Here is a 21333-nt window from a genome sequence, read left to right on the forward strand (position 1 = left end):
GACTTCTCTTTTCAATACAACGCCGACTCGGTGAAAAAAACAATGCACTAAATAAGAGTTTGCATTGATGTAGGAGAAATATGCATGGAAAGCGATAATAATCGGAAAGGGCTTTCACTTTGGCAAGTCGTTGTCATTGGTGTGGCTTATATGGCGCCCGCAACGGTATTTGATACCTTTGGTATTATTTCCAGAGTGACAGAAGGACGTGTCCCACTGGCCTATGTTTTGGCGTTGATTGCAATGCTGTTAACCGCTTTCAGTTATGCACGATTCAGTAAATTGTCACCCAAGTCTGGATCTGCTTATACCTATACAACAGATACCTGTGGCAAGACTGCGGGCTTTTTTGTGGGCTGGTGTTCACTGATTGATTATCTGCTGATCCCGCTGGTCAATGTGCTATTGGCATCTTTCTATCTGAATGCATTGATGCCTGATATCTCCTATACCGGATGGGTGCTCATCATGGTGGGGCTGTTAACCTTAATTAATAGTTTCCGCATCAATATTCTCGCCAATTTTAGTTTCATCTTTATTCTGGCCACGGTTGCCATGATGCTGGTGTTTATCTTTTTGGTGGTCACAGGCATTGGTAATTCTCACGGCTATGGCAGTGTGGTGACGCTCACACCACTATTGAATGGCAATCCTGAATATCTAACCTTACTGACAGGTGTCTCACTGGTTTGTTTCTCATATTTAGGTTTTGATGCTGTTTCTACCTTAGCGCATGAAAGCAAGAACCCAACCAAGACCATTCCGCGCGCAATCATACTCACCACCTTATTGGGCGGGATTATCTTTATTACGGTGTCTTGGTTTGTGCAATTGTCTTTCCCTTCACTGGAACAGTTTAAAAATCCAGATGAAGCTTTACCTGAAATTGCACTCTATGTCGGTGGGGTATTCTTCCAGTCTGCCTTATTAACTGTACAAATCATGAATGCTTTTGCATCAGGTTTGGCCTCGCATGCCAGCGCATCGCGGTTGCTGTATATCATGGGCCGAGATGGGGTATTTAACCAAAAAGTTTTTGGTTCCGTGAATGCTCGATTAGGCACACCTTTATATTCGATCTTTTTTGTCGGCATGATTTCGTTGCTCGCGATTGTCGTGGACTTAGCAACAGTCGTCAGTCTGGTGAGTTTTGGTGCCTTGATTGCCTTTACCATGGTGAACTTTTCGGTATTTATGAAATTTTTCGTGATTCGCAAAGAACGGGCTGGATTTAAAAATATTTTCTTCAATTTATTGCTGCCATTGGCTTCGGTGCTGTGTTTATTAGGGTTGTGGTTACATCTCGAAAAATCAGCTTTGGAGTTTGGCGGAATATGGTTAGCCACAGGTGTTTTGCTTTTACTTTATAAGAAATTGAGAAAGCAGCCGATTTCCTTTGGTGCAACCACCTGAAGGTTTACTCAGTTAAAAAATATTTCTAAGGATTTAAAAGTTGTGGAAAAACAGGATATGCAACAAACAATGAATACACCAAAGCAAGATGGTTTTCAGATGCCGGGTGAATGGTCGCCTCAAGAAGCGGTGTGGATGATTTGGCCTTATCGTACCGATAACTGGCGCGCCAATGGACAACCCGCTCAACAGGCTTTCGCTCAAGTTGCTGCGGCAATTGCTCAAACCACCCCCGTGTTTATGGCAGTACCCTCTGCTGAAATGGATAAAGCCCGTCAAACGATGCCAGTGCAAGTGACATTGGTTGAAATGGAAAGTGATGATGCGTGGACGCGTGATACGGGGCCAAGTATTGTCAAGAATGCTAAGGGAGAACGAAAAGGGATTAGTTGGGTGTTTAATGCGTGGGGCGGCGAAAATGGTGGCTTATACTTTCCATGGGATCAAGATCAATTGATCGCTCAGCAGATTTCAGCACGACATGATCTTGAAACCTATTCGACCTCTCTCATTTTGGAAGGTGGTGCGATTCATGTCGATGGTGAAGGGACATTATTGACGACCTCAGAGTGTTTGCTTAATCCAAACCGAAATCCAGATCTGACGCAGACTGAAATTGAAAATACCCTCAAAGAATGTCTTGGTGTAAGCCAATTTATCTGGTTACCTGAAGGGGTATTCAATGATGAAACTGATGGGCATGTCGATAATATGTGCTGTTTCGTGCGCCCTGGTGAAGTTGCGTTACATTGGACAGATGATCTTCAAGACCCACAATATGCACGATCTGTCGCGGCATTAACGGTGCTGGAAAATAGCAAAGACGCACAAGGACGAAGTTTAAAAGTATGGAAGTTACCATCACCAGGACCTTTATATGCCAGTGAAAATGAAACCATTGATGTTGAAAAAGGCAATGCCATTGAACGTTTTGAAGGTAATCGTCTAGCGGGCTCATATGTGAATTATCTGATCAGTAATCAACAGATCATTTTCCCTTTACTGGATGAACGCACCGATGAGGAAGCTAAAGCCTTATTCCAGCAGATGTATCCTGATTATTTAATTACGGGTGTTCCTGCACGTGAGATTTTATTAGGCGGTGGCAATATTCACTGTATTACCCAGCAAATCCCAGCATAAATTTTAGCAAAGACAGCGATATAGGTGCTATATCGCTGTCAGGAGGAATCTAAACGGTTTTTAACTGGCAAGTTTTAAGGTAATGACACCCGTGACAATGACACCAACATAAAAAAACTTTTCCACGCTTTTTCGTTCACCCCAAAAGAAAATGCCCATTAAAATGGTACCGATCACACCGATACCTGTATAAACGGCATAAGAAATTGAAACATCAATGTTTTTCATCGCCATATGTAATAAAAACAGCGAAGCTGAAAGTGACACAATGTAGAGTGGAATCGCAGTTCGGTATTTTTTATGAATCAGGTCACGAATACTTTTCACGACAAATATTTCTAATATCCCAGATGCAATTAACAATAGCCAGCTCATGCTTTAGTCTCCGATCTGTTTTAATTTGACCACACCAATAATGATCATCACAATTGCAATCGCGGAAATAAAATTGACTGGATTCTCAATAACATAAGTGTCAAATAGAAAAGTTCCTAAGGTTCCAAGAACAACAAAAAATACATAGGCATAAGAGGGCTTCATTTTTTTTGCTGCTAGGAATAAAAATAGGAAACTTCCGACAATAAAGAAAACCGTAAATGACCATTCAAATAAGTTTCGAGAATACTTCAGGCCAATGGCCCAAAGTATTTCGAATGAACTCGCAATGAATAAATATAACCAAGCCATAAGAACTAACCGTAAGTAGATTAATAAACAAAAAAGCAATCTATGCAGATGCTATTTGGGAATTTGTTGGGTAATACAGTGAATATTGCCGCCACCTAATAAGATTTCTCTCGCGGGAACGCCAGTAATTTGATAATCAGGATACATTTTGTGGAACAAAATATAAGCTTGATCATCGGTTCTTTCATCCAGTAAGGGAAAGATAATCTGCTGATTACTGATCAGATAATTCACATATGATCCCGCTAGACGATTACCTTCAAAACGTTCAATGGCATTGCCTTTTTCAACATCAATGGTTTCATTTTCACTGGCATACAAAGGTCCTGGCGCGGGTAATTTCCATACCTTCAGTTTTCTGCCTTTTGCATCAGTAACGGATTCGAGAATGTCTAATGCCTGTCTTGAACTTGCATATTGTGGATCATTCTGATCATCTGTCCAGTGTAGTGCCACTTCGCCCGGACGGACAAAGCAACACATGTTGTCGATATGCCCATCGGTCTCATCGTTATACACACCCAATGGCAACCAAATGAATTTCTTAATACCGAGTAAGGTGGAAAGTTCATGCTCAATCTGCGCTTGCGTCATTTCTGGATTACGATTGGGGTGGAGTAGACACTCTTTGGTTGTTAATAATGTTCCTTCACCATCGACATGAATGGCACCACCTTCTAAGACCATGCCAGACTGATGTAATGGGATGGAATGAAACTGGGCGACCTGACTGGCAACCTCAAGATCTTTATCCCAATTATCATACAAGCCACCATTTTCACCACCCCATGCATTAAAGACCCAATCAACAGCGACGTTATTGTCTGCTGGATCTTTCACGATGGTTGGTCCGGTATCTCTCATCCACGCATCATCACTTTCAATTTCAACTAAGGTGACATGGGCGGGAATCGTGGCTTTTGCTTTATTCATTTCAGCATGGGGAACCGCCATAAATACCGGTGTGGTTTTAGAAATCGCTTCAGCGACTTTGGCAAAGGCTTGCTGTGCAGGCAATGCACCTTGTCTCCAGTTATCTGTACGATAAGGCCAAATCATCCAAACACATTGTTGTGGCGTCCATTCAGCGGGCATTTTATACATATGATTTTTCATGTGCTTAAACTTCATATCAGGTTTCATTGATCCGATATTAGTTCAGATATTTTGAATGTTAAATAAAGGAGCTATCAGTTTTTTTGAAATCTCAAGGTTTAAATGCTGGTTAAATTGTCGATTTAAAGAGAATTTAAAAATAAAATAAATAAAGATATGAATGATTTGTCGTGAGTTCGAATAAGCATAAAAACAGAGTTTGTTTTCTAAGTAATGCAAAATAACTTATGAATAAATGACCTAAAATGTATAGAAAATGAAGAAACTAGAACTATTTTTATCTCGCTAATATGCAGGGTATGAGGGAATATTCGGCTATAGAGACGAAACGATAGAGAGTGTATATATGCATGATGTGTAGAATAAAAACGATTCATCAGTCATCCAAGCTCATTATATGGTAAATTCCCGTTTGAATAGGATTAGATGTTCTATGTTATATATCATGAGATAAATTTAAGTTTTATATTTAACTCTAAAATAAATTTATAATTTTGTCCTAATCTGTTTTTATTTTATGTTTAATTTGTTGGTTAGATATTTAGCGTGTTTTATCGTATAAAGAAAAGACTGTATTGTTAATTTATTAGGTTTTTTATGTCCACTTAAGGCGGGTAATTTTTAATATGATCTTCCTTTTGTTCATGAGAATTGATAGTGAAGAAATGGGTGTGTAAGAATTGTGGTTTATATAAGAAAGTTATTCCAAGTAGTATTAAGTCAGGACGAAAAGTTTTTTTTATACATGATGCTAATAATATCGGTAAGTACAACAAAATAATAAGCAAAGGGAGCGTTGTCAGCCGTAATCAAGATGTTTTGATCATACTGAGTGAAGGCGTTTTATTCATGATTAAAGACAGCGATGTCTATCCAGAAGATGCACCTGTATATTTTGTCTACAACATGTTTGGCACGTGTGAATGTTAAGTACTTTATTGGCTTTATTTTAGCTAAAATTATGGTTTTTATGCATTTTATAGGGATAGAAATTGGCACAGAAAGTCAAATTAAAGACGCAGCGTCAAGATAAATCATCGGCAGTCTATATAATGCTCAGGAAAGTAGTCCCGAAATTTATATCAATAAGCAGTTATATAGCACTATTCAGGTTTTGATTTAATTCTGAGTGAAGCTGGTTTTATATTACATAATTTTCGGGTGAGACGATGAGAAGGATGATGTCGAATGCCCAAATTTGTTGTAATGAAACAAAGCTTTAATGCACCAGTAGACCTTATTTTTCATCTTTTTTCAAAACATCGAACCTTTAATACGGTTTTATGGCCGCTACAATCGGTTGTGATTAAAGCTTCTACGGATGATCACAATACAGATGGTGTGGGTTCAATACGAAAGATGGGCCTCGGGGTATTTAAACCGATTCAAGAAGAAATCACGCAGAGTTTGCCCAATCAGATGATTGAATATCAAATGCTAAAGAATTGCTTGTTCAATTATCATTTGGGGCGATTGGAGTTTGAAGAATCAGATGGACGTACCCATTTGACCTATACCATCTGGTTAGAGAGCAAAGTCCCATTCCTTACAGAAATAACCTTGATGCAGTTGCAGACATCGGCAAACCATGGGCTAAAGAAAATTGCAGCTAAAATTAACCAGTTTCAAATTAAGGCCTTATAGCCAAGTGAGTAGCTGATAAAAAATAGAAAACAACATAAGTTTGATCGCGATAGGTTACAGCTACTGTAGGATAAGTAAATCGACAGATTTGAAATGGTATTCTGATCAAGGAGAAAGCAATGGATGTAATGGAAAAGACCATCATTATTACGGGTGCTTCAAGTGGGATTGGTGAACAGGCTGCCATACAACTGGCGCAAGCAGGGGCTACAGTTTGTCTGATTGCGCGTCGTTTAGATGAATTGCAAAGAATTCAAACCGGCATTCAGGCTCAAGGTGGACGAGTCTTTATTTATCAGGCTGATTTGACTAATGTAGAACAAGCACAAAGTTGTATTACACAGATTCTAGCCGAACATCAGAACATTGATGTTTTGGTGAATAATGCAGCCCGTTCCATTCGCCGTCCGATTCTTGAATCGCTTGATCGTCTACATGACTACACACGTACCATGCAAATTAATTATTTTGCAGCAGTGAATTTGACGCTGGGTTTATTGCCGCATTTTTTGGCCAATGGCGCAGGGCATATTGTGAATATATCGACCATGTCCACTCAAGTACCAATTCCGTTGTTCTCGGCTTATCTCGCGAGTAAATCTGCACTCGAGTCTTTTTCCCGTTCATTATCCATGGAACTGAAAGGCAAAGGCATTGACGTCAGTATTGTGTATTTTCCAATGGTCAGAACGCCAATGTCATCCAAGACCGCAATCTACAAACACATGAAAATGTTAGACACACCTGCTGCTGCGGGCTGGATTGTGAAAGCGATTCAAGAAAAATCCTATCGGGTTAGCAGTAAAACAGGTTTGGTTGCCAATGCGATATTGAATACCGTACCTACATGGATGATGAATTTGTCGCGTCCTTTATTCGATGCAATGGACAAACGTTTAAAAAATAAATTAAAGACAGATCAAGCCTGATGATTGAAGTCTAAAAATCTAAAAAAGCAGCTAAAGCTGCTTTTTTGTTATCCCTTAATAGATAAATTTAGAAATCTTATCTGCACTCTGAATCACTGTTTCAGCGATTTCATTTCTAAAATAATGTTCATCATAACTGCCTAATGGGCAACTGACAGAGAGTACCGCCGCCATTTGATGGGTAGATTGTTTAAAAATCGGTGCAGCACAGGCCGCCATATCATGATTGTAATGTCCCCAACTGACCATGGAACGTTGGGTTCTGACAAAACTGAGGCGTTGTAACAGCTCCTTGAGGTTTTTAGGGGTGAGTTCTGAGAATGTATCCCATTGATTAAAGTTTTTATAACGATCACGAATTTCCGTTTCGCTGAGATCTGCCAACATCATTTGCCCAATCACGGTGGCATGTGCGGGCCAGCGTGTGCCGAGCCCAATATTACTGGTGAAGGTCCCATTGGATTGAATGTTATTGATAAAGACAATATGCGTGCCTTCCAGAATGGATAAATGCACCGCCAGTTGGGTTTGATCACGCAGTTCTTTCATCAATGGTGTAGCTAAATCTAATAAGGATTGTTTAGACAAACTATTAAAGCCGAGCTCCATGACTTTTGAATCAAGTGCATAGGTCTTTTGTGACGCTTTGCGTAGAAAGCCGCATGATTCTAGTGTGTAGATCAGTCGAAAGGCACTGGAACGGTTGACATCGAGAACTTCGGCAATTTCAGTAATGGTCATTTCTTGGGTTTGTTGATTAAAGGCTTGCAAAATTGCCAAGCCCCGCACTAAGCCAGGGACTAAATAGCGATCATCATTTTTTGTCAGTTCAGATTCTTGAGAGTCTGTTTCAATACTTGAATTCATCAGTTTAATTTTCCTACAAAAAAACGCAAATCATAAAAATTTAATTCTCTTAGAATTCTATTCTAACTGCAAAGCATAACGAAAAGATAGTTTTATATATGAAACAAAATTTCCTAAGTAAAACGTAAAAGAATGTGTAATAAATATCAAATTAATGATTTTTAAAGATTTATATTGTTTGACATAAAAAACAGCATCGGAGTATTCTTTATTAAAGTTTGTTATATAAAATATTGTTTTATATATAAAACAAATGAGGATGCAAGGATGAGTTGGATCTCAGTTTGTCAGCAAGACGACGTGACCGAAGACGAGCCGAAAGCCATTGAAGTCGACGGTAAGAAAATTGGCGTATTTTTCATCGATGATCATTACTTTGCCATCGAGAATGTTTGCCCACATGCCTTTGCCTTGTTAACAGAAGGCTTTATCGAAGATCAAACAGTGGAATGCCCATTGCATGAGGCGATCTTTGATATCCAGACAGGTGAGTTGAAGAGTGGACCAGGATGCCGTGATTTGTGCACCTATCCAGTACGTGTTGAAGGGCAGGACGTTCAAATTCAACTATAAGTCTTATTTATAAGGATGGAATCTCATGGAAACATTTAATAAGAAGCTAGCGAACTGGATTCATGCCACGCCAGCGACTGAAGCAGGGATTAACAATATTCAGATACCAGGTCAGGCAGAGCTTCTGGTTTGGCAGACACGGTATAAAGTGCCAACGGCCTATGAGCAAGATTTTGTTCAGTACTTAATTAAAGCCTTTGCAGCAGGTGTAACAGAACTTGGTGATTTAGTGCAGTCTTTAAATCAACAAGGCTTCCGTTGTGAATCTGGTGAGCTTTGGACTTCTGAAACCTTCTCAGAAGAAATGCAACGTTTAGGTTATTAATTCAAGGAAGAATAGTGATGAACGCAGCAGTATCAGTTACTCCAAGTGTAGAAGAGTATTTAGATTTAGGTTTACGTGACCAATGGCATCCTGTGTTAGCAAGCTGGGAAGTGGCTGCAAATCCAGTCGGTATTACCCGTTTAGGTGAAAATATCGTGGTTTGGCGTGATGCGGAAGGTCAGGTTCATGCTTTGGAAGATCGCTGCCCGCATCGTGGAGCACGTCTTTCTTTAGGTTGGAATTTGGGCAATCGTGTGGCTTGCTGGTATCACGGGGTTGAAGTCCGTCATGATGGCGTGGTGGAAGATGTGCCTGCGGTACATGACTGTCCAATGAAAGGCACGTCATGTGTCAAAAGCTATCCTGTGATTGAGCAGCATGGTGCAATTTTCATGTGGTTTGGGATTGATGCCAATGAAGCGCCTAAGCCGCTAGATTTTCCTGAACAACTGGCAAGTGAAGAATGGAGTTCATTCTTATGTCAGGCGGACTGGAAAGTGAATCATCAGTACGCGATTGATAATGTGATGGACCCAATGCACGGTAGCTATTTGCATTGCACATCACACTCAATGGCAGAAGGCGACCGTACGGCGGAAATGAAACACCGTTCGACCCCAAATGGTTTTATTTTTGAAAAAGAAGGCCAAGTCGGTGTGAATTTTGACTGGGTTGAATATGCCAATACTGGCGCAAGCTGGTTACGTCTTTCGATTCCATATCGCAAGGATTTTGGCCCAGGTGGCGAATTCTGGATTGTCGGTTATGCCACACCAATTGATGCCAACAATACCCGTGTATTTTTCTGGCGCTGTCGTAAAGTCAGTGGCTGGCAACGTAATGTGTGGCGCTTCCTTTACCGTAACCATTTAGAAAAATTGCATTGGGATGTATTGGAGCAAGATCGCATTATTTTAGAAAATCTTGCACCGAATGCCCGTCAACACGAATTCCTTTATCAACATGATGTCGGACTCTCTCGTTTACGCCGTTTAATGAAAAAAGAAGCGGAAAAACAGTTAAAGAAAATTGCAGCACTCAATAGCTCAAACCGTATTGAAATGCAGGAAGAAGTTCATGGTTAATGTCGCATTGTTACAGGACAAAAAAGTCCTTGTCACAGGTGCGGCAAGAGGCTTGGGTCGAGACTTTGCACAAGCGATTGCGGAAGCAGGCGCTCAAGTGGTCATGGCTGATATCTTGACTGATCTGGTACAAGAAGAAGCTGCTACTTTGCAAGCACAAGGCTTAAAGGTCGATGCGGTAAACATTGATCTGGCAAATGCTGACTCGATCCAGCAAGCAGTTCAGCAAGCAGCTGAGCGCATGGGCGGAATGGATGGTTTAGTGAATTGTGCGGCACTGGCAACCAATGTGGGTGGCAAAAGCATGCTGGATTATGACGCCGATCTTTGGGACCGTGTCATGAACATCAATGTTAAAGGCACATGGTTGGTGACCAAGGCAGCGGTGCCTTATCTCAAGCTATCTCAGGCAGGTAAAATCATCAATGTCGCTTCAGATACTGCTTTATGGGGCGCGCCGAATTTGATGGCCTATGTGGCAAGCAAAGGTGCCCTAACCGCAATGACGCGCTCTATGGCCAGAGAGCTTGGCCAATTCAATATCTGTATTAACACGCTGTCACCAGGCTTAACCCTCGTTGAAGCAACGGCTTATGTGCCGCAACAACGTCATGATTTATATGTCAATGGTCGTGCGATTCAACGTCAGCAATTACCACAGGATTTGAACGGAACAGCTTTATATTTATTGTCGGATTTGTCCTCATTTGTGACAGGACAGAATATTCCAGTAAATGGCGGTTTTGTCTTTAATTAAGGAGTAATTTTATGATTACAGGGATCGAGATTTTAAAGTTTGGGGTTGAAGACAGAGTTGCTTCGAATAAGTTTCTGGCCGATTTTGGCCTCAAGCAAAGCCAGTCAGATATCGAAGGGACTGATCTCTACCAAACACAAAATGGCAGCAAGATTTACTTATTTGATTGTGATGATCATCGTTTACCAAAAGCCATTGAATCAGGTTCAACTTTACGTGAAGTGACTTGGGGGCTAGATGATACAACACAAGATTTGGCAAATTTAGCATTGGCTTTAAATAACGTTGAAGGTTATCAGGCCACGATAGACATGGTGCAGTGTCTAGATCCGAATGGTATGACCATTCGTTTTCAAAAGAGTTTTACCCAAGATCTACTCAACAATTCGAATCATGGACACAACCTGAAGGTACAAATTTACAAGACTGGTTGAATACACGGATCGCACGCTTTGAAACACGTAAATATGATTTCGATGCTTTGAAGTTCCAAGCGGACTACGACCCAAAATATCGTCGTGCACAAATGCGTTATATGGGTACAGGTGCAACAGGTGTGGTCAATGATGGCAATACGGTTCCAGCAGAAAACTTCACCTTTTCAACCATGGTACTCCCAGCTCAGTGCGAAGGACCTTTGCATATTCATCACGACGTTGAAGAAGTATTTTTCATGTTGCGTGGCGAGATTGATCTGTTCATTGAACATAACGGGGAGAAATTTGAGACCAGACTGAAAGAGCGTGATCTGATTTCGATTCCACCGGGTATTTATCGCGGTCTGTTCAATCCGGGTCAGGAAGATGCCTTGATGTGTGTGATGTTGGGTGCTGGTAAACCAACCATTCCGAACTATCCACCTGAGCATCCATTGTCTCAAATCAAACGTTAATCCGATTGATTAGAGCCAAATAAAAGGAATGAGATGATGACACTGATTGAGAACTTAGCGAAATACCCAGTCAAAACCGTTGCAGTAGATGGTCAGGTGCAAGCTTATCGTGAGGCAGGCCAAGGTCAGCCGCTGATTTTACTGCATGGGATTAGCTCAGGTTCAGCCTCTTGGGTCAATCAGCTAGAGACACTTAGTCAGTACTTTCATGTCATTGCCTGGGATGCGCCGGGCTATGGCTTATCCGATGGTTTAAACACAGTTCAACCCAATGCAGCCGATTATGCGGAGCGAGTATTGGGCTTGATGGATGTGTTGAACATTCAAAAAGCCGTTGTAATTGGTCATTCATTAGGTGCTTTGCAAGCCAGTGCGTTTGCCTATCTTTATCCTGAACGGGTACTGACTTTAGTGCTTGCCAATGCAGCACAAGGTTATCAACGTTCCGATGAAGACACCAAAGTACAGGTCTATCAAAAACGCCCAGATATGTTGAAAAATTTGGGCAATGCAGGCATGGCTGCCAGTCGTGGACCGCATTTGATTTATAAACAAGACCCTCAGGCATTGGCTTTGGTCAGTGAGGTGATGGGGCAACTGACCTTAGACGGTTTTACCCGAGCATCTTATTTGTTGGCCTATGACGAAATTCGAAATTATTTAACACAACTTACAGTTCCTTGTGTAGTGATTGCGGGTGACAAGGATGGAATTACACCTGCACAAGCGATCAAGGAACTTGCTGTAGAAATGCAATTGAGCCGATGTCATCTCATTACAGATGCAGGTCATCTGAGTTATGTCGATCAACCTGAACAGTTTAACGACATTGTTTTATCGGCACATTAAGACTTAAACGAGAGATATGGATATGAGCTTCCAAGTTGAAGGAAAAGTAGCAGTTGTAACGGGTGGCTCGTCAGGCATTGGTTTGGCTGCAGTCGAAATTTTAGTTGCAGAAGGTGCCAAGGTGGCATGGTGTGGTCGAGATGAGCAACGCCTAGCTTCATCAAAACTGTATATTTTAGAAAAATATCCGCATGCCAATATCTTCACCAGTATTTGCAATGTCTTGGATAAAGAAGATGTCAAACGTTTTGCACAACAGGTAAACCAAAATCTGGGCAATGTCGACATGCTAATCAATAACGCAGGTCAGGGACGTGTGTCTAATTTTGAAAATACCCAAGATGAAGACTGGATGAAAGAAATTGAACTGAAGTATTTCAGTGTATTACATCCAGTACGGGTATTTTTAAATGATTTAAAACATTCGGCATGCGGGTCGATTACCAATGTCAATTCTCTGCTGGCACTGCAACCTGAGCCGCACATGATTGCGACTTCATCTGCCCGTGCAGCATTGCTAAATCTAACCCATTCATTGGCACATGAATTTACCCAGTACGGTGTTCGTGTCAATTCAATTCTTTTGGGCATGGTGGAATCAGCACAATGGAAACGCCGTTTTGAAACCCGTTCTGATCCCAATGCGACTTGGGAACAGTGGACAGGCAATATTGCCAAGAATCGTGGCATTCCAATGCAACGTCTAGGTAAGCCAGAAGAGCCAGCACGTGCCTTGGTGTTCTTGGCATCACCTTTAGCATCCTATACCACAGGTTCGACACTCGATGTCTCTGGTGGATTTAACAAACATTTATAAGGTGTTCACATGAAACAGTTGATGATGATTGGTTTCGGTGCGATGGCGGCAGAAGTGTATGCCCACATGCCTCAAGACCTGCAACTTAAATGGATTGTGGTCCCTGCACGCAGTGTCGAAAAAGTACAGGCACAGGTTGCAGCTGATGTACAGGTGATTTCTTCAATTGATGAATGTCAGGGGACACCTGACTACGTGATTGAAGTGGCAGGCCAAGCTGCGGTGAAAGAACATGCGCAAAAAGTTCTGGAAAAAGGCTGGACCATTGGCCTGATCTCTGTGGGTACTTTGGCAGATAACGAATTTTTAATTCAACTGAAAGCAACCGCGGAACAACATGATGCGCATCTGCATTTATTAGCAGGTGCGATTGCAGGAATTGATGGTATCTCAGCAGCCAAAGAAGGAGGTCTGGAAAAGGTCACTTATAAGGGCTGCAAAAGTCCGAAAAGTTGGCGTGGCAGTTATGCGGAACAATTGGTCGATCTCGATCAGGTCAGTGAAGCAACGGTTTTTTTCCGTGGTACAGCCAGAGAAGCAGCTTTGAAGTTTCCAGCCAATGCCAATGTGGCAGCCACGATTGCCCTGGCAGGACTGGGTATGGATGACACTATGGTTGAGCTGACGGTTGATCCAAATATCAACAAAAACAAACACACCATCGTGGCAGAAGGTGTGTTTGGTGAAATGACTATTGAATTAGTGGGTGTGCCATTGGCGAGTAATCCAAAAACCTCAACCTTAGCTGCACTAAGTGTGATTCGTGCTTGCCGCAATAGTGTTGAAGCAATTCAGATTTAAAAGGATTTGATCATGGTAAAGGAAATTTATATCGCAGGTGAATGGCGATTAGGTAAAGGCGCTACGATTCAAAGTTTATTTCCAGCAGATCAATCGGTGAATGCTGAAATTTCAACAGCGAGTCTGGAAGATGTCAATGAAGCCATCGAAAAGGCAGATGCGGCTTGGCGTAAATCCGAGTGGCGCAACAGCATGCCGCATGAACGTGCCCGTATTTTATATAAAGTGGCCGACATTATTGAAGCGCGTGTAGATGAGCTTTCAAAGTTGCAAACTCGTGATAATGGCAAGCCATTGGCTGAAACCCGTGCCTTGACCTTGAGTGCGGCAGCAACAGCACGTTATGTGGCCGCAGCCTGTGAAACCTTGAATGATGAACTGACCACGCAACGTGCCGCAGATTTTATGACCATGAGTGTGCACGAACCAGTGGGTGTGGTGGCTGCAATTACGCCATGGAACTCGCCGATTGCCAGTGAAGTACAGAAATTGGCACCTGCACTTGCCGGTGGTAATGCGGTGATTCTAAAACCGGCGGAAGTGACTTCTTTGATTGCATTGGAGTTAGCTAAAATCTTTGAAGAAGCGGGTTTGCCGAAAGGTTTACTCAGTGTATTGGTTGGACGCGGTTCTGTGATTGGTGATGCAATCGTAAAGCATCCTTTAGTGCGTAAGATTTCATTTACGGGTGGAACCACCACGGGTCGTCATCTGGCACATTTAGCAGCCGATAAACTGATCACAACCTCTTTGGAACTGGGTGGAAAATCACCAACGATTGTATTGCCAGATGCAGATATTGAATTGGCTGCAAAAGGTGTGGCTTACGGTATTTTCAGTTCGGCTGGACAAGCCTGTATTGCAGGTTCGCGCCTGTTTGTACACAGCAGCATCTATGATCAATTCCTAAGTCGTCTGGTTGAAATCACCAAAGGCTTACGTGTTGGACATCCTGAAACCGCAGGCGTACATCTTGGGTCTTTGATTAACCCGAAGCATTTGGCTTCTGTCGATGACTATGTACAGCTCGCGAAACAAGAAGGTGGGCAAGTCCTTATAGGCGGTCATGCCCTAACCGAAGGCGAGTTTGCCAAAGGTAGCTATTACTTGCCAACCATTATTACTGGTTTAAGCAATTCAGCACAAACCTGTCAAGAAGAGATTTTTGGCCCTGTACTGGTGGTGATGAAATATGACGATGAACAAGATTTGCTTGCACAAGCCAATGACAGTTGTTTTGGTCTTGCCGCAGGCATCTGGACTGAAAACTATCGTAAGGCCTGGCAAATTGCGCGTGCTTTAGAGGTCGGTACGGTCTGGATCAATACCTATAAAAAATTCTCGATTTCAGCGCCATTTGGTGGCTTTAAAGAAAGTGGTATCGGGCGTGAAAAAGGTCGTTTAGGCATTTTGTCTTACATGCAACAAAAAAGCATCTATATGGGATTAAGCGAGCAGCCAAATCCTTGGGCGAATTAATACATTCATGGAATGAACAGTTTTTGAGGAATATACAAATGACAGAACGTGTAAATGTCGGCGAAGCCATCGCCCGTGTTTTAGAGGCACATCAAGTAGACAGTATTTATGGTGTGATCTCGATCCATAACTTGCCAATTGCCGATGCAGTTGGTCGCCGTGAAAAAATCCGTTTTGTAGCGGCTCGCGGTGAAGCAGGCGCAGTCACGATGGCAGATGGTCACTCTCGTTTTAAAGGACTCGGTGTGGCACTCACCAGTACGGGCGCAGGTGCAGGCAATGCAGTCGGTTCACTGATCGAAGCGATGAATGCAGGCAGTCCTGTATTGCATTTAACCGGGCAAGTTGAGCGTGAATATTTGGATCGTGATGCCAGCTTTATTCATGAAACCAAAGATCAGCTGACTTTCTTACGTGCATCAAGCAAAGCTGCTTTTCGTATCACCAGCCCTGACAATGCGGTGGGTGTGATCCGTGAAGCAATTCGTGTGGCAACGACAGTACCAATGGGACCTGTGAGCGTTGAGTTACCGATTGATGTGCAAGCAGCAGAAATCGATTTGCCGCTGAACTTGGGGCCAGTAAAAGCCCTTGAATTGCCACAGGCTGAACAGATCGAAGTCGACTTAATCGTTGAAGAACTGAAAAAAGCCAAACGCCCAGTGTTCTGGATCGGTGGTGGTACGTTGAATAGCGTTGCGGAAGTCAAAGCCATTGCTGATCTCGGGATTCCTGTGGTGTCATCAACACATGCGCGTGGCGTGTTGGCCGATGATCATCCGCGTAGCCTAGGCGCATTCCATAACTCGGCTGGCGTTGAGCAGTTGCTTAAAGATGCTGATCTATTGGTAGTGGTGGGTTCGCGTTTACGTAGTAATGAAACCAAAACCTATTCAGTGCAGTTCCCTGACAATATTATCCAGATTGATGCCAATCCTGTGGCACAACAGCGTAATTACAAAGTGCGTAACTTCATCTGTGGCGACGCCAAAGATGTATTGCAGCGTGTATTGACGGGTTTGAAAGGTATCTCAAAAGTCGATGCGGAATATGATGCAGCTGTGGTGAAGGCTAAACAGGCGGCAATCGATGCACTACGTACTCAGTTAGACCAATACGCTTTAATCTGTGATCACCTACGCGCCGAATTACCACAAGACGGTATTTTCGTACGTGACATCACCATGTCAGGCAGTACTTGGGGTAGTCGTTTATTCCCAGTACAGGCACCGAATCAAAATATTCACTCTTTAGCAGGTGCCATTGGTCTAGGTCTGGCAACGGCAATTGGTGCGTCGATTGCCAATCCTGACAAGAAAGTGATTGGCTTGGTCGGTGATGGCGGTTTGATGCTAGGCATTGGTGAAATCGCAACCATGGCGCAAGAAAATACCAATATGGTGCTGATGATCATGAATGACGGTGGCTATGGCGTGATGCGTGGTATCCAGAAGAATTACTTCGGTGGTCGCCAGTATTTCAATGAATTGCATACCCCAGACTATAAAGTTTTAGGCGAAGCCATGGGGGTGAAGAGCTGGAAAGTAGGCAGCGCGGATGAATTCAAGACAGTGATTCAGGAAGCTGTTGCTTTCCAAGGGCCAAGCGTGATTGAGCTAGACATGCATTCAATTGGGCCATTGAACTTTGCTGGTCCACCACAGAAAAAATTGTACTAATCCCACTGAGCATTGGCAGCCTGTGCTGATGTGAAGACCGTTTTATGGGCAAATTTTTTTGCTCATAAAACGATAAAAACTATGTTTTATAGGTAAAACAAAAACAACACCAACAGGATCGTTGGAACAAAAACCAAGGAATCAAGAGATGAAAAAGACCTCTATAGCCATGCTATTTGCTGCAATTTATTTGGGGACCACATCCCATGTTTTTGCACAAAGCTCAGCGCTAGAATGGAAAAGTGAAGACGGAACGGATTCAGTACAAGTCGGTGGTGTGGTTCGACTCAACCAACGTTATGAAAATTGGGAGGGGCCCAATGGCGGTTTTGGTAAGCTATATTTTGATATTTTCAGGGTTGACCTAAAAGGTAAATTTGACGATGCCTATTTCAATGCCAGTTATTTATTCCAAGATCAAGAGAAACGCTCGATTGAGAAAGCTTATGTTGGCTATAAGCTTGATCAAAATAACAGTATCGAAGCCGGGCTGGTGTATAAACCTTTTGCAATTTATCCTTATCCGCAAAATGGCTGGACCTATCATATTCCATTTTTCTTGGGCTACGGCAACAACATTGCACCGGGTTTGAACTGGAATTTTAATAACAAGGATTGGGATATCAAACTGGGCTATTATCCACAAATGTTGGATACCAGTCTGCGTTATTCACCTGAAAGTGCCACCTATGATGATTTGGCCGAGAATGCCTTTCCAACCCAAAAAGCCTATCAAAATGAAAAGCGCCATCAATTGAATACACGTATTGTACGCAAGCTAGAAACCGAATTCGGTAAGCAAGAGTTTGGTGTGTCAGGTGCTATTGCGCAATTGCATAATAAAACTACCGATAAAAATGGTCAGTATTATGCGGTCGGATTACATAGCGATAATAATTACAAACGCTTTAATTTACAAAGCTCTGTGATTCATTATCAATATGATGCCAAAAATCCAGATGGGGTGAGTAATGATGTGACTTTGATGGGTAATAATGGCTTTACCCCTGCCTATTTCATTGCCTCAGAAGCCACAGTAGCCAGTTTAAACTTAGCTTATACCTTGCCTGTACAGGATATGGGCAAACTCAAAGCCATCCGTTTCTATAATGATTATAGTTATATGGACAAGAAACGTGATGACTGGTCGGCTTCACAAATGAATACCACAGGGATGATGTTTATTGCTTCGCCGTTTATGGTGTGGGCAGATTATACTTGGGGTAAAAATGCCAATATTATTGGTGGGGCTTCCAATGCCACGGGTTTTAGTTCCACTGTTTCGCCGTATAGCGACCAGTGGTTATACCGCATCAATCTCAATATTGGCTTTAGTTTCTAAACCTTCCGATGAATCAGTGGTTAGAGTGAGTCATCTCTATGATTCACTCTTTTTATTTTGAGAGGTTTTAAGCAAGGTGATTTTTTCGATATTCAGACGGAGAGATATTCTCCCATTGTTTAAAGGCACGGCTAAAGGCACTTTGTTCGGCATAACCCAGCAATAATGCGATTTCTGTGAGTGAGAGTGCTGACTTGGTCAGGTAGGTTTTTGCCAGTTCTAAGCGAATGCTTTTGACCAGATCACTGTACTGTAAATTATAGCCACTGAGTTTACGATAAAAGCTTCTTAGCGACAGGTTCATTTGTTTGGCAATATTTTCCGCCGAAGGTTCGCCGATTTTAAGCATATTTACAATCAGCAACTGCAAGTCCTTCAAGAAGGTATCTGGATTGGGAATACTTTTGAGCAGGGCTTCTGCTTGTTGGTCTAACAGTTTTTTTAAATGTGGATCACGACTTGGGATCGGCAGATGCAGAATTTCAAGCGGCAACCATAGTCTTAATACATCTGAATTGAAACTGACGGGACAGCCATATACCTCGGCATAAGGGGTGATATCAACAGGTGCGGTGGCGGAAAATTCGATTTTTAAGGGACAAATCTCAGGTTGTTGCAAGATCTTACGGATGGTACTCAACACGCCTGAAAGAAGAACCTCATTGGAGAGTTGAGAGTTCTTATGCACCACAGGCGTCCAGCACATACAAAAGCGATCTTCCTTTTGCACAATGGAGAATGAGGCTGAGTTCTGCAATAGTGGCTGGAAGTTTTTGAAACAATTCAGAAAGCCAATCAGATTCGGACTAGAAAGCGCCAAGTAACCTAAAATATGAATATGATGCGGTTCGGCCAACTCACCAATAAAATGTCCCAGCACAGGGGTGGGGTGTTGTTGATAAATCTGTTCGAGTAAATTCCACCATTTATGCAATGGCATTCGGGCCTGATGTGCATACTGTTTACTGAGCTCATCTAACTGCAAATTTGAAATATTGTTTTGTTGTAAATACTTTGTAATGAGCTCTAACAGAACCGATGGAATACTTGGAATTTCAGTCATAGTTACACTGCTCGTTTTGAAGTCACATCCTTTAACTCTATCCCGATCAATCAGCCAATCATCCTCACTGATTGCGGTATTTATCTTAACGGATTCAAATCCAAGCCTATTTATCATCAAAGGACAGAATAGCAGTATTTAGTACCCAAACTGTCGAATGAATCATCAATTAGATTTGATTTATTTTAATGCTTTATGCATTTGACTTTGATTATTTTAATCTGGCATTGACGGTCAAGTCTTTATTGCACAATCAAACTATTTTCCACAGATAGCGCTGTTCATAAATTTGTTGATTTATGAATGGGTTGAACTGACAGGATTTTTATATTTGGGAGTGGAAAATGTCAGATTTAAAGCAGGATGTGGTCGTAAATAATCATCAGTTTGATGTGGTGATAATCGGAGCTGGTTTTTCTGGAATTGCCGCTGGAATTAAGCTGAAACAGCAAAATATCAATAACTTTATTATTCTGGAAAAATCAAATGAAGTCGGTGGGGTCTGGCGGGAAAATACCTATCCGGGCTGTGAGTGTGATGTGCCATCTTCAATTTATTCCTATTCATTCGCACCGAATCCGAACTGGAGTCATATTTTCGCGAAACAAAAAGAGATCCAGCAATATATTCAGGACGTCACCAGCCGCTTTAAGATGGATCAGCATATTCTGTTTAATACCGAATTGCAGCAAGCCTCGTGGTCGAGTGAGCAGCAGTGTTGGCAAATTATGACCAATCAAGGCATCTATCAGGCACGCTTTGTATTTTTTGCGGTGGGTCCGTTGAGTGAACCGACAATACCGACGGTGAAAGGTTTAAATCGTTTTAAAGGGGAAGTTTTCCATTCTGCGCAATGGAATCATGCAGTGGATTTAAGCCATAAACGCGTCGCCGTGATTGGAACGGGGGCGTCGGCGATACAGATTATTCCTGCGATTCAACCGATTGTGAAGCAGCTTTATGTGTTTCAACGCACTGCACCGTGGGTGATTCCGAAACCGAATTTGGTGCTGCATGATGCATCTAAAAATGTTCAGCAAAAAGTGCCCTTTACCATGCACTCGCTACGCAAATTGACCAGTGTGTCCATGGATATGTTCAGTTCCAGTGTTAATCAACCAAAAACCTTGGAGGCTTTAGGGAAGGGCTTGATTCACTGGATGCATTACCAGATTCAAGATCCAGCATTACGAGAGAAAGTCAGACCCAAATTTACGCTGGGCTGCAAACGGATTTTATTTTCAAATACTTATTATCCTGCATTGGCAGCCAAAAATGTGGAACTGATTGATCAGGGCGTGAAGGAAGTTACTGCAAAAGGTATCCTTGTCGATGGTCAAGAAATTCCTTTGGACATTATTGTTTGGAGTACAGGTTTTGAGGTGGCCAAACCACCCATTGCCAAACGGATTATGACCAAAACGGGTGTGTTGCTGGATGATGTTTGGGAAATCAATACAGTACAAGCCTATAAAGGTTGTGTGGTGAAAGACCTGCCCAATGCCTTTATGTTGCTCGGCCCCAATAGTATTAGCTATAACTCCTTAATCAGCGCCGTTGAAAACCAGATTGATTATGCAGTGAAAGCGATACGTTTTGTATTGGACCATCATTTAAGCAGCTTTGAAATTTCTACTTTTGCCGATACTCAATATAATCAAAAGTTGCAAAATAAGTTGAATGCTTCGGTGTTTAAGCAAGGCGGATGTGCAAGTTATTATTTGGATGCGCAGCAAGTGAATGTGGCGAATTATCCATGGACCATGCAATATATGAAAAACGATATGGCGGAATTCGATAGCTATAGTTATAGCTTCCACCGTTAAAACCTTAAAAGCCTTATATCCATAAGGCTTTTTTATGTCTACTTTT

At 42.2% G+C, this 21333-nt stretch carries 22 protein-coding genes and 1 pseudogene; 18 read left to right on the forward strand and 5 right to left on the reverse strand.

What is annotated here, in order from left to right; translation table 11 throughout:
* The first annotated feature begins 84 nt into the window (after window positions 1-84).
* Window positions 85-1413, forward strand: a complete 1329-nt coding sequence (locus tag WA352_RS10585) for an APC family permease (protein WP_336142557.1) — start codon at window positions 85-87, stop codon at window positions 1411-1413.
* 57 nt (window positions 1414-1470) lie between these two features.
* Complete coding sequence (gene aguA, locus WA352_RS10590) at window positions 1471-2556, forward strand: agmatine deiminase (protein ID WP_336142559.1); 1086 nt, start codon at window positions 1471-1473, stop codon at window positions 2554-2556.
* Between the two features lie 60 nt (window positions 2557-2616).
* On the opposite strand, the gene WA352_RS10595 is transcribed toward aguA (WA352_RS10590), so the two are convergent.
* From WA352_RS10595 to aguA (WA352_RS10605), 3 genes are read right to left on the reverse strand one after another with little or no spacing between them, the layout of a single operon-like run.
* Window positions 2617-2931: a DMT family transporter gene (locus WA352_RS10595; protein ID WP_016163282.1), complete on the reverse strand. Its 315-nt coding sequence runs from the start codon at window positions 2929-2931 to the stop codon at window positions 2617-2619.
* 3 nt (window positions 2932-2934) lie between these two features.
* Window positions 2935-3243: a DMT family transporter gene (locus WA352_RS10600; RefSeq protein ID WP_336142563.1), complete on the reverse strand. Its 309-nt coding sequence runs from the start codon at window positions 3241-3243 to the stop codon at window positions 2935-2937.
* Window positions 3244-3294: 51 nt separating this feature from the next.
* A complete protein-coding gene (gene aguA / locus WA352_RS10605) occupies window positions 3295-4386 on the reverse strand; it encodes an agmatine deiminase (protein WP_336142564.1) in 1092 nt (363 codons plus the stop codon).
* A gap of 630 nt (window positions 4387-5016) precedes the next feature.
* On the opposite strand from aguA (WA352_RS10605), the gene WA352_RS10610 reads away from it, so the two are divergent.
* From WA352_RS10610 to WA352_RS10620, 3 genes are all read left to right on the forward strand, one after another.
* A complete protein-coding gene (locus WA352_RS10610) occupies window positions 5017-5289 on the forward strand; it encodes a hypothetical protein (RefSeq protein WP_005316498.1) in 273 nt (90 codons plus the stop codon).
* Window positions 5290-5547: 258 nt separating this feature from the next.
* Window positions 5548-6003, forward strand: a complete 456-nt coding sequence (locus WA352_RS10615; protein WP_336142567.1) for an SRPBCC family protein — start codon at window positions 5548-5550, stop codon at window positions 6001-6003.
* 119 nt (window positions 6004-6122) lie between these two features.
* Window positions 6123-6932 (forward strand): SDR family NAD(P)-dependent oxidoreductase, encoded by an 810-nt coding sequence (locus tag WA352_RS10620; protein ID WP_336142569.1) that lies wholly within the window; start codon window positions 6123-6125, stop codon window positions 6930-6932.
* Between the two features lie 54 nt (window positions 6933-6986).
* Here the strand turns inward: WA352_RS10620 and WA352_RS10625 are convergent, their stop codons facing one another.
* Window positions 6987-7799: an IclR family transcriptional regulator gene (locus tag WA352_RS10625; protein WP_336142570.1), complete on the reverse strand. Its 813-nt coding sequence runs from the start codon at window positions 7797-7799 to the stop codon at window positions 6987-6989.
* A 267-nt stretch (window positions 7800-8066) separates the two neighbouring features.
* On the opposite strand from WA352_RS10625, the gene WA352_RS10630 reads away from it, so the two are divergent.
* The 12 genes and pseudogenes from WA352_RS10630 (at window position 8067) to WA352_RS10685 (ending at window position 18398) form a co-directional block, all read left to right on the forward strand.
* On the forward strand, window positions 8067-8372 hold the full coding sequence (locus WA352_RS10630; protein WP_004808056.1) for a non-heme iron oxygenase ferredoxin subunit: 306 nt from the start codon (window positions 8067-8069) through the stop codon (window positions 8370-8372).
* 25 nt (window positions 8373-8397) lie between these two features.
* Window positions 8398-8697, forward strand: a complete 300-nt coding sequence (locus WA352_RS10635) for a recombinase-like helix-turn-helix domain-containing protein (protein ID WP_336142571.1) — start codon at window positions 8398-8400, stop codon at window positions 8695-8697.
* A 17-nt stretch (window positions 8698-8714) separates the two neighbouring features.
* Window positions 8715-9782 carry an aromatic ring-hydroxylating dioxygenase subunit alpha gene (locus WA352_RS10640; RefSeq protein WP_336142573.1) on the forward strand — a complete coding sequence of 356 codons (1068 nt, stop codon included), beginning with the start codon at window positions 8715-8717 and terminating at the stop codon, window positions 9780-9782.
* The gene (locus WA352_RS10645) at window positions 9775-10539 is read left to right on the forward strand and encodes an SDR family oxidoreductase (protein ID WP_336142576.1); all 765 of its coding nucleotides are present in this window, start codon (window positions 9775-9777) and stop codon (window positions 10537-10539) included. The genes WA352_RS10640 and WA352_RS10645 overlap by 8 nt, the downstream gene beginning before the upstream one ends.
* Window positions 10540-10550: 11 nt before the next feature.
* A pseudogene (locus tag WA352_RS10650) lies at window positions 10551-10943 on the forward strand (VOC family protein); the annotation flags it as partial.
* Window positions 10859-11431, forward strand: a complete 573-nt coding sequence (locus WA352_RS10655) for a cupin domain-containing protein (protein ID WP_336142579.1) — start codon at window positions 10859-10861, stop codon at window positions 11429-11431. The pseudogene WA352_RS10650 and the gene WA352_RS10655, both read left to right, overlap by 85 nt.
* A gap of 33 nt (window positions 11432-11464) precedes the next feature.
* Window positions 11465-12280 (forward strand): alpha/beta fold hydrolase, encoded by an 816-nt coding sequence (locus tag WA352_RS10660; protein ID WP_336142581.1) that lies wholly within the window; start codon window positions 11465-11467, stop codon window positions 12278-12280.
* A 22-nt stretch (window positions 12281-12302) separates the two neighbouring features.
* Window positions 12303-13097, forward strand: coding sequence for an SDR family oxidoreductase (locus WA352_RS10665; RefSeq protein WP_336142584.1), 795 nt, complete (start codon window positions 12303-12305; stop codon window positions 13095-13097).
* A gap of 9 nt (window positions 13098-13106) precedes the next feature.
* Complete coding sequence (locus WA352_RS10670; RefSeq protein ID WP_336142586.1) at window positions 13107-13898, forward strand: aspartate dehydrogenase; 792 nt, start codon at window positions 13107-13109, stop codon at window positions 13896-13898.
* Between the two features lie 12 nt (window positions 13899-13910).
* Window positions 13911-15377: an aldehyde dehydrogenase gene (locus tag WA352_RS10675; protein WP_336142587.1), complete on the forward strand. Its 1467-nt coding sequence runs from the start codon at window positions 13911-13913 to the stop codon at window positions 15375-15377.
* Between the two features lie 38 nt (window positions 15378-15415).
* Window positions 15416-17056 (forward strand): thiamine pyrophosphate-binding protein, encoded by a 1641-nt coding sequence (locus tag WA352_RS10680; protein WP_336142589.1) that lies wholly within the window; start codon window positions 15416-15418, stop codon window positions 17054-17056.
* A gap of 148 nt (window positions 17057-17204) precedes the next feature.
* A complete protein-coding gene (locus WA352_RS10685) occupies window positions 17205-18398 on the forward strand; it encodes a hypothetical protein (protein ID WP_336142590.1) in 1194 nt (397 codons plus the stop codon).
* Window positions 18399-18465: 67 nt separating this feature from the next.
* Here the strand turns inward: WA352_RS10685 and WA352_RS10690 are convergent, their stop codons facing one another.
* A complete protein-coding gene (locus WA352_RS10690; protein WP_336142592.1) occupies window positions 18466-19461 on the reverse strand; it encodes an AraC family transcriptional regulator in 996 nt (331 codons plus the stop codon).
* Window positions 19462-19805: 344 nt separating this feature from the next.
* On the opposite strand from WA352_RS10690, the gene WA352_RS10695 reads away from it, so the two are divergent.
* Window positions 19806-21287: a flavin-containing monooxygenase gene (locus WA352_RS10695; RefSeq protein ID WP_336142594.1), complete on the forward strand. Its 1482-nt coding sequence runs from the start codon at window positions 19806-19808 to the stop codon at window positions 21285-21287.
* Window positions 21288-21333: the final 46 nt, after the last annotated feature.

Source organism: Acinetobacter sp. 102 (assembly GCF_037028485.1).
Taxonomy (GTDB): Bacteria; Pseudomonadota; Gammaproteobacteria; order Pseudomonadales; family Moraxellaceae; genus Acinetobacter; species Acinetobacter higginsii.